Source organism: Saccharothrix coeruleofusca (assembly GCF_014648515.1).
Classification (GTDB): domain Bacteria; phylum Actinomycetota; class Actinomycetes; order Mycobacteriales; family Pseudonocardiaceae; genus Actinosynnema; species Actinosynnema coeruleofuscum.
Window position 1 is genome coordinate 551185 of the sequence record NZ_BMRG01000003.1, and the last position, 9093, is coordinate 560277.

Annotated in this window: 7 protein-coding genes; all 7 read left to right on the forward strand. The window is 75.8% G+C overall.

All coding sequences use genetic code 11. The features are described from left to right. Positions 1 to 708: DUF5753 domain-containing protein (locus tag IEZ00_RS11170; protein ID WP_229795415.1), on the forward strand; the 708-nt coding region annotated here is incomplete at its 5' end. Between the two features lie 13 nt (positions 709 to 721). Beyond that, complete coding sequence (locus tag IEZ00_RS11175) at positions 722 to 910, forward strand: DUF397 domain-containing protein (protein WP_189223107.1); 189 nt, start codon at positions 722 to 724, stop codon at positions 908 to 910. 134 nt (positions 911 to 1044) lie between these two features. Beyond that, a complete protein-coding gene (locus IEZ00_RS11180; protein ID WP_189223108.1) occupies positions 1045 to 1698 on the forward strand; it encodes a DedA family protein in 654 nt (217 codons plus the stop codon). A gap of 377 nt (positions 1699 to 2075) precedes the next feature. Next, positions 2076 to 4931, forward strand: coding sequence for an AfsR/SARP family transcriptional regulator (locus tag IEZ00_RS11185; RefSeq protein WP_229795417.1), 2856 nt, complete (start codon positions 2076 to 2078; stop codon positions 4929 to 4931). A 147-nt stretch (positions 4932 to 5078) separates the two neighbouring features. Continuing rightward, on the forward strand, positions 5079 to 5231 hold the full coding sequence (locus IEZ00_RS11190) for a hypothetical protein (protein WP_189223110.1): 153 nt from the start codon (positions 5079 to 5081) through the stop codon (positions 5229 to 5231). A gap of 30 nt (positions 5232 to 5261) precedes the next feature. Beyond that, positions 5262 to 8255 carry a helix-turn-helix transcriptional regulator gene (locus IEZ00_RS11195; protein ID WP_189223111.1) on the forward strand — a complete coding sequence of 998 codons (2994 nt, stop codon included), beginning with the start codon at positions 5262 to 5264 and terminating at the stop codon, positions 8253 to 8255. A gap of 112 nt (positions 8256 to 8367) precedes the next feature. Beyond that, positions 8368 to 9093, forward strand: a 726-nt coding sequence (locus tag IEZ00_RS11200; protein WP_189223112.1) for an ABC transporter ATP-binding protein, incomplete at its 3' end; no start/stop codon positions are given.

Here is a 9093-nt window from a genome sequence, read left to right on the forward strand (position 1 = left end):
GGCCGGGTCGGCGTGACCCCGCGCGACGTCCGCGACATGCTCACCGCGTACGGCGCGTCGCCGGCGGTGGTCGAGGAACTGGTGCAGCTGGCCAGGCAGGCGCGGCGCAAGGCGTGGTGGGACGAGTTCGGCGACATCGCGCCGGGCCGCTACGTCGGGTTCGAAGCCGACGCCGCGTCGGTGCGCACCTACCAGGGGTTGATGATCCCCGGTCTGCTGCAGACCGCGGACTACACCAGGGCGCTGATCGCCGACGTGCTGCCCGACGCGCCGGAGTCCGAGGTGGAGCGGCGGGTGGGGCTGCGCGAGGCGCGCCAGGCGCTGCTGCTGGAGGACGACCCGCTGCGGCTGCACGCGGTGGTCGACGAGGCGGCCCTGCGCAGGCTGGTGGGCGGGCGCGCGGTGATGGCCGACCAGCTCGGGCGGCTGCTCCAGGTCGGGGCGCTGGAGCACGTCACGATCCAGGTCGCGCCGTTCAGCGCGGGCGGCCACGCCGCCATGGACGGCCCGTTCGTGGTGCTGACCTTCCCCGAGCGGCTGGGCCCCGACCTGGTGTACCTGGAGGGGCGGCGCGGCGAGGCGTACCTGGAGCGGCCCGAGGACGTGCTCGGGTACGCGGAGATGTTCGCGCGGCTGGTCGAGGTCTCGCTCGACCCCGTGGAGTCGGCCGGGCTGGTCGGCCGGGTCCGGCGCGAGTTGCTGATCTGATCCTGGAGGACCTGTGCAGCAGTGGCGCAAGAGCAGCCATTCGTCCGCGAGCGGGCCGGAGTGCGTGGAGATCGCGCTGGTGGGGACCGAGGCCCTGGTGCGCGACACCAAGAACCGGCGCGGCGCGGTGCTCGCCTTCGCCCCGTCCCCGTGGTCCCGCTTCCTCGACCACGCCAAGGCGGGGCGCCACGACCGCCCCTGAGCCGTCGCTGGGGGGTGGTCCCCACCTGAAGTAAGGGGTGCGGTCAGACTGTGGGCTGATGCGCGGGACCCCGCCGATCCGGTGAACTCACCCGCGGTGATCGATGTCCTGCGACGTGGGGGAGCGACGAAGACATGGCCTTGCTGACCGATGCCCTGGAGGGCCTGGCCGGGCTGCCGCAGCCCGCCGTGCTCGCGGTGACCGGCGCGCTGACCCTGGCCGAGTGCACGCTGGGCGTCGGGTTCCTCGCGCCGGGTGAGAGCGCGCTGCTGCTGGCCGCGACCACGGTGACCAGCGCACCCCGGTTCCTGGTGATGTGGCTGGTGGTCTCGGTGTGCGCGGTGGCGGGCGACAGCATCGGCTACTTCCTGGGCCGCCGCTACGGCGACCGCCTGCGCGAGAGCAAGGTGGTCCGCAAGATCGGCCAGGAGCACTGGGACAAGGCGGGCGCGCTGCTGCGCCGCCGGGGCGCGTGGGCGGTGTTCTGCGCCCGCTTCATGCCCGTGGTGCGCACCCTGGTGCCCGCGTCGGCGGGCGCGTCGAAGCTCGAGTACCGGCGGTTCCTGCCCGCCTCGATCGCGGGCGCGGTGGCGTGGTCGGCGCTGCACATCGGGATCGGGTCGGCCGCGGGCGCCTCGGCCAAGTACATCGAGTCCGTCTTCAACGGGGTGATGTGGGTGCTGATGGCCCTCGCGGTCGCCATCGGCGCGGTGGTCGTGCTGCGCAAGCGGCGCAAGGCCGCCGCCGAGGTGCGCCCGGAGCCCAGGGAGCTGGAAGAGGTCGCCTGAGCGCGACGGCCGAAGGGGCCGTGACCGGGAGGTTCGGGTTCCCGGTCACGGCCCCTTCGGCTGGGGGAGGGCAAAGGACGAGGGCCACCCCCTACCGGGTGGCCTTCCTCCTGTTGCGGGGACGAGGGCGGGCCGGCGTTCCGCCGCCGCGGGCTGGATGCCCCTTGCACGCCGGCCTGCCCCCGTCGTTCAGGGAGAGCAGCGGGTGTTCCGCTGTCTGGTCCAACCTTCCCCACCGGGGTTTGCCCTGTGTGGTTGGTCGGACACGCTTAGCCTAAGAATGCGGCTACAGCCCGACTGGAGTCGCACTGAAGTGATCTCTAGGCTGCGTTGTGCCGCCGGGTTGGCGGCGGCGACCTTCGGCGAAGGATCGATCGGTGGGGTACGACGGCGGGGAGCCCGTGCGGTTCGAGGTGCTCGGCCTTCTCCGGGTGGTGCGCGGCGGGGTCGAGGTCGACCTCGGCGCGGCCAAGCAGCGCGCGGTGCTGGCGGTGCTGCTGCTGGCCCGCAACACCCCGGTCAGCCGTGACCAGATCATCGACGCGGTGTGGGGCGAGGCCGCGCCCAGCAGCGCGGTCAACCTCGTGCAGACCTACGTCGCCGGGTTGCGCCGCGCGCTGGAGCCCAGCCGGGCCCGCCGCGCCCCGGCCGAGCTGCTGACCTCGGTCGGCGACGGCTACCTGCTGCGGGCCGCGCCCGCCTCGGTGGACCTGGACGTGTTCGAGCAGCGGGTGGCCGCGGCGGCGCGGCTGCGCGGCGCGGGCGAGCTGGTGGCCGCGGCGGCCGAGCTGGACCAGGCGCTGGCGCTGTGGCGGGCCGAGCCGCTGGGCGGGGTGGCCGGGCTGTTCGCCGAGGTGGAGCGGGGCAGGCTGGTCGAGCGCAGGCTGGCCGCCCAGGAGGAGCGGGCCGAGCTGCTGCTGCTGATCGGTCGCGGCGCGGAGCTGGTGGGGGAGCTGACCGCGCTGGTCGGCGAGCACCCGCTGCGCGAGCGCGGCCACGGCCTGCTGATGCGCGCGCTGTGCCAGGCCGGGCGGCAGGCCGAGGCGCTGGCGGTCTACCGCGACGCCCGCCAGGTGCTGGTCGACGAGCTGGGCGTGGAGCCGGGCCCGGAGCTGCGCAGGCTCCAGCAGGCGGTGCTCTCCGGCGAGGACCTGGAGCCCGCCGGGTCCCGGCCCGCGGCGCTGCCCACGGCCCTGCCCGAGCCGGAGCCGCCACGCCCGGCCACGCCCGCGCAGCTGCCCCGCGCGCCGGTCTCGCTGATCGGCCGCGACGCCGAGCTGGAGCGGCTGGACGCGCTGCTGGCCGAGTACCCCGACGGCGGGCTGGTGGTGGTGGTCACCGGGGCCGCGGGGGTGGGCAAGACGGCGCTGGCGCTGCACTGGGCGCACCGGGTCCGCGACGGCTTCCCGGACGGCCAGCTCTACGTGGACATGCAGGGCTACGACCCGAACCGGGAACCGCTTTCCGCGGGTGAGGTGCTCAACCGGTTCCTGCGCACGCTGGGCGTGCCGTCGGCGGACATCCCGGTGACCGTGGAGGAGCGCTCGGCGCTGTTCCGCACCATGGTCGCGGACCGGCGGGTGCTGGTGATGCTGGACAACGCGCGCGGCTCCACCGAGCTGATGGCGCTGCTGCCCGGCTCGCCCTCGTGCGTGGTGGTCACCAGCAGGCGCAGGCTGGTCGGCCTGGTCGCGCACGCCGACGCGCGGCTGGTCGAGCTGGACATGCTGGACCGGGACGCGGCGGTGGAGGTGCTCGGCCGGGTCGCGGGCAGGGAGACCACCGAGGTCGACGCGCTGCGCAGGCTGGCCGTGCTGTGCGACGGGCTGCCGCTGGCGCTGCGCATCGCCGCCGCCCGGCTGGCCGGGTCGCCGTCGCTGCGGGTGGCCGAGCTGGTGGCCGAGCTGGACGACGAGCACGGCAGGCTGGCCGCGCTGGGGCTGGAGGACGAGGACTCCACGGTGCGGGCGGCGCTGGACGCCTCCCGCCGCGCGCTGCCGCCGCTGCCCGCCCGGCTGCTGGCGCTGCTGGGCCTGCACCCCGGCCCGGACGTCACGCCGTTCGTGGTCGCGGCCATGGCGCGGGTGCGGGTGTCGGAGGCGCAGCGCGCCCTGGACGCGCTGACCGCGGCGAACCTGCTGTCGGTCAACGAACCCGGCCGCTACGGTGCGCACGACCTGGTGCGCGTCTACACCCGGACGCTGGCCGCGGAGCTGACCGGGCCGCAGCGGCACGAGGCCACCAGCCTGATGCTGGACTTCTACCTGCACTGCGCGGACCTGGCCGACGGCCTGCTGCCGGTGGGCCGGGGCAGCGTGCGGGTGGCGCCGGTGCACGTGCCCGCGGAGGTGCCGAGGCTGACCGGGGCGGCCGAGGCCACCGCGTGGCTGGACGCCGAGCAGACCAACCTGGTCGCCGCCGCCGAGCTGGCGGGCGCGGGGGAGGACCGGGCGTGGCTGGTGCACGCCTGGCAGCTGCCCTACACGCTGTCGCGCTTCTTCTGGCTGCGCACCGACCGGTCGACCTGGCTGCGCACCACCGAATCGGCGCTGCGCGCGGCCACCGCGCTGGGCGACCCGGAGGCGCGGTTCGTGATGCTGTTCAACCTCGGTGTGGCGCTGACCCAGTCCGACCGGTCCGAGGAGGCGCTGGAGCGGCTGCGCGAGGCGCTGGAGGTGGCGCGCTCCAGCGGCGACGTCAACGGACTGGCGCGCACGCTGACCACGGTCGCGGACACGCTGCAGACGCTGGGCCGGATGGCCGAGTCCGAGGCGTACTACCGGGAGGCGCTGGAGGTCAGCCGGGCGGCCGGGTCGCGCTGGGCGGAGGCCAACGCGCACCACAACCTCGGGCTGCTGTACCGCTCGACGCGGCGCTACGCGGAGGCCAAGACCTGGTTGCGCGCGGCCGTGGAGATGTATCAGGAGGTCGGCGAGCAGTGCGGCGAGTCGATGTGCCACACCGACCTGGCCTCGGTGCTGCTGGAGTCCGGTGAGCTGGCCGACGCCGCGCTGGCCGCGCGGACCGCGCTGTCGGTGGCCTCGGCCGCGGCCAGCCCCTACCACCAGGCGGTGGCCCACGACCGGCTGGCGACGGTGTTCGACCGGCAGGGCGCGGCGGGCGCGGTCGCGCACTGGCAGCGCGCGCTGGCGCTGTTCACCGAGCTGAACGCGCCGGAGGCGGACGAGGTGCGGGAACGGCTGGCCAGGGTGCGCGCGGTGGCCGCCAGCTGAGCCCTTACCCGCGCGGCGGTCACCCCTTACGGCGCGGGCTGAGGGGATCGGCGCGGGAACGCGCGTGACTTCCCGATGTCGGGCCCCCGGCCTCAGGACGACTCTCAGCGTCACCGGATGAAGTGACGCTGATGAGGAGACGAAGCCGTGGAATGGACTGTGGAAGCCCTGAAGGCAGAGGTCGACTACCGGCAGGCCGCGTTGCTCGCGGACGCCGCCCACACCCGCGCGGAGCGCCGCGCGGGCACGTCGAAGCGCGCGTGGTGGCGCTGGTCCACGCACCGCAGGGAAGGCCGATAACGGCTCCCGCGCGACCTGAGGTGTGCGAACATGCCACCCGTGACGCGCCTGGGCTCCGGAATCCCGCTGGTCGCGCGGGATCGGGAGATGGCGGTCCTGCGGGCCGCGCTGGACGAGGCCGCGCGCGGCACCGCGGGCGCGGTGCTGCTCGGTGGCGACGCCGGTGTCGGCAAGACCCGCCTGGTCGACGAGCTGACCTCGGCGGCGGGCGAGGCGCTGGTGCTCACCGGGCGCTGCCTGGACGTGGGCGGGAGCGGCTTGCCGTACCTGCCCTTCACCGAGGCGCTCGGGCAGGTGCGGCAAGCCGGTCTGCTCGACGTGGCGGCCCGGCCCGCGCTGGGCAGGCTGCTGCCGGAGCAGGCGCTGCCGGTGGAGCGCGAGGCGGGTCGGGACGTCTTCGGCCCGCCCTCCCCGCTGCTGGGGCGCGGGCCGGAGCAGGACGCGGGCCAGCTCCAGCTGTTCGACGCGGTGTTCGGGCTGCTGGACGAGCTGGCCCAGCGGCGGCCCGTGCTGCTGGTGCTGGAGGACCTGCACTGGGCCGACGCCTCCACCCGCTACCTGCTGTCGTTCCTGCTCTCGCGGTTGCGCGGGCAGCGGCTGCTGGTGGTGGCCAGCTACCGCTCCGACGACCTGCACCGGGCGCACCCGCTGCGCCCGCTGCTCAACGAGCTGGTGCGGCTGCCCGCCGTGCGGCGGCTGGACCTGCCCCCGCTGGACGCGGCCGCCGCGCGGGCGTTCGTCGGCGCGCTGGCCGAGGACCTGCCCGAGGACGTGGTGCGCGAGGTCGCCGAGCGCTCCGACGGCAACCCGTTCTTCGCCGAGGAGCTGGTCGCGGTCGCCACTTCCGGCTCCGGCCTGCCGTGGACGCTGACCGAGGTGCTGCTGGCGCGCATCGAGCGGCTGGCCCCGCGCACCCAGCACGTGCTCCGGGTGGCCTCGGTCGGCGGGCGCTCGGTGCGCCACGACCCGCTGCGCGACGTGGCCGCGCTGGACGACGCGGAGCTGGACGCGGCGCTGCGCGAAGCGGTGCAGCACCACGTGCTGGTGGTGGACCGCGACGAGGTCTACACCTTCCGGCACGCGCTGCTGCGCGAGGCCGTCTACGCCGACCTGCTGCCGGGCGAGCGGGTGCGGCTGCACGCCGCCTACGCCGACCGGCTGGCCGCGCCGTCCGCCGACGGGAGCGCGGGCCGGGGCACGGCGGCGGCGCTGGCGCACCACAGCCTGGAGAGCCACGACCTGCCCCGCGCCCTGCGCGCGTCGGTCGCCGCCGCGCAGGAGGCGCAGGCCGGTGGCGCGCCCGCCGAGGCGCTGCGGCACCTGGAGCGGGCGCTGGACCTGTGGCACGCGGTGCCGCCGGAGCACCGCCCGGCCGGGGTGGGGGAGCTGGTGCTGCTGCGTCGCGCCTCGTGGGCCGCGGGCACGGCGGGGCAGCCCGAGCGGGCGATCGCGTTCGCCCGGCGCGGCACGGAGCTGGTCGACCCGGCGGACCCGGAGGACGCCGCGGAGACCTGGCGGCGCTTGGCGCAGGCGCTGCAGGTCCTCGACGGCACCGACGAGGAGCGGCGGCGGGCCATCGAGCAGGCGTGGCGGCTGGTCCGCGACCGGCCCGCCAGCCCGTCCCGCGCCTGGGTGCTGGCGGTGTGGGCGGCCTCGCTGCGGCAGGAGCGCGCGTACGCCGAGGCCCGCGAGCGCGCCGAGTGCGCGGTGCGCGACGGCCGGGCCAGCGGCGCGGACTCGGCCGTGGCGGACGCGCTGTGCACGCTGGGGCTGCTGGACGAGGCGGCGGGCGAGGTGGTGGCCGCGCGCGAGCACCACACCGCCGCGGTGGCGTGCGCGGCGGGGTGCCAGGCGGTCAACACCGAGCTGCGCGCCCGCTACTTCCTGGGCGTGAACCACTACGACAGCGGCGACCTCGCCGGGGCCGCGAAGGTCTTCGACGAGGGCGTCGACCGGGCCGGGGCGACCGGCATGACGTGGAGCTCCTACGGGCTGGAGCTGCGCATCCTGCAAGTGCTGACCCGGTACCACCTGGGTGACTGGGACGGCGCGGTGAGCGCGGCCGAGCCGCCGGGGCTGCGCGTGTCGGGCACCGTCTCCGCCCGGCTGGCCGCCGCGGGCAGCCACCCGGTGGTCAGCCGAGGCGAGTTCGACCGGGCCGAGCGGCTGCTGGCCGAGCTGCGCGGCGACTGGCACCGCGACCTGCAGATCGCGCTGATCACCGGCGGCACCGGCGCCGAGCTGGCGCTGTGGCGCGGGCAGCCGGAGCGGGCCGTGCGGTGGGCCGTGGAGGCGGTGGAGTGGGCCCAGCGCGAGGGCGGTCCGTGGGCGCTGGCGGGCATCCGGCTGGGGGCGCTGGCCGTGGCCGGTCACGCGGAGCTGGCCGCTCGGGCGCGGCGCGGCCGGGACGTGGCCGCCGAGCAGGAGGCCGTGCGGGCCGGCCGGGAGCTGGCCGCCCACGTCCGCGCCACGGCCGAGCGGGGGCTGCCGCGCACCGGGACGCTGGGGCCGGAGGGGCGGGCGTGGCTGGCCCGCGCGCTGGCCGAGGAGAGCGGGCTGGCCGGGGCTGGCGACCCGCAGCTGTGGCGGGCGGCGGTCGACGGGTTCGGCTACGGCTCGGTGTTCGAGCAGGCGGTGTGCCGGTGGCGGCTGGCCGAGGCGCTGCTGGCCGCCGACCGGCGGGACGAGGCGGTGGCGCAGCTGCGGGCGGCGCACGAGGTGGCGGAGCGGCTGGGGGCGCTGCCGCTGCGCGACGCGGTGCGCGCGGCGGCCAGGCGGGCGCGGGTCCTGCTGGGGGACCAGCGCGAGCGCGTCGACCCGCTCACCCCCAGGGAGCGCTCGGTGCTGGCGCTGGTGGCGCTCGGGCGCACCAACCGCGAGGTCGGCGAGGAGCTCTACATCAGCGAGAAGACCGTCAGCGTGCACCTGAGCCGGGTCATGGCCAAGCTGGGTGCGGGCAGGCGTGCCGAGGCGGTGGCGATCGCCTACGAGCGGGGCCTGCTGGATCAGCTACCGGGGGACTAGTCGGGATCATCCTGTGGTCTGACCGCGAAGCCGACGGCGAGGCGACGCCCGCGCACGTCCCCGGTCCCTAGCTTTCTCGGTGTCCGCAGAACCGGGAGATGAGGAGCAGGGGATGTCCGCAGTGGTGTCCGACGTCGGGACCCGCACCGCCGTGGCGGCGGCGGAGCTGGTCAAGGTCTACGGCAAGGGCGACACCGCGGTGCGGGCGCTCGCCGGGGTCAGCGTGTCCTTCCAGGCCGGGCGGTTCACCGCCATCATGGGGCCGTCCGGCTCCGGCAAGTCCACCCTGATGCACTGCCTGGCCGGGCTGGACGCGGTGGACAGCGGCACCGTCCACATCGGAGGGACCGAGATCACCGGCCTGGGCGACAAGGAGCTGACCAAGCTGCGCCGCGACCGCGTCGGGTTCGTCTTCCAGGCGTTCAACCTGCTGCCCACGCTGAGCGCGGAGCAGAACATCCTGCTGGGCCTGGAACTGGCGGGCCGCAAGCCGGACAAGCAGTGGTTCGACACCATCGTCGACGTGCTGGGGCTGCGGGACCGCTTGAAGCACAAGCCCTCCGAGCTCTCCGGCGGCCAGCAGCAGCGGGTGGCGTGCGCCCGCGCGCTGGTGGCGCGGCCGGACGTGGTCTTCGCCGACGAGCCGACCGGCAACCTGGACTCGCGCTCGGGCGCGGAGGTGCTGGACTTCCTGCGCATGTCGGTGCGCAAGCTGGGGCAGACGGTGATCATGGTGACGCACGACCCGGTCGCCGCCTCCTACGCCGACCGCGTGGTGCTGCTGGCCGACGGCAAGCCCGCGGGCGAGATCGACAAGCCGACCGCCGACTCGGTGCTG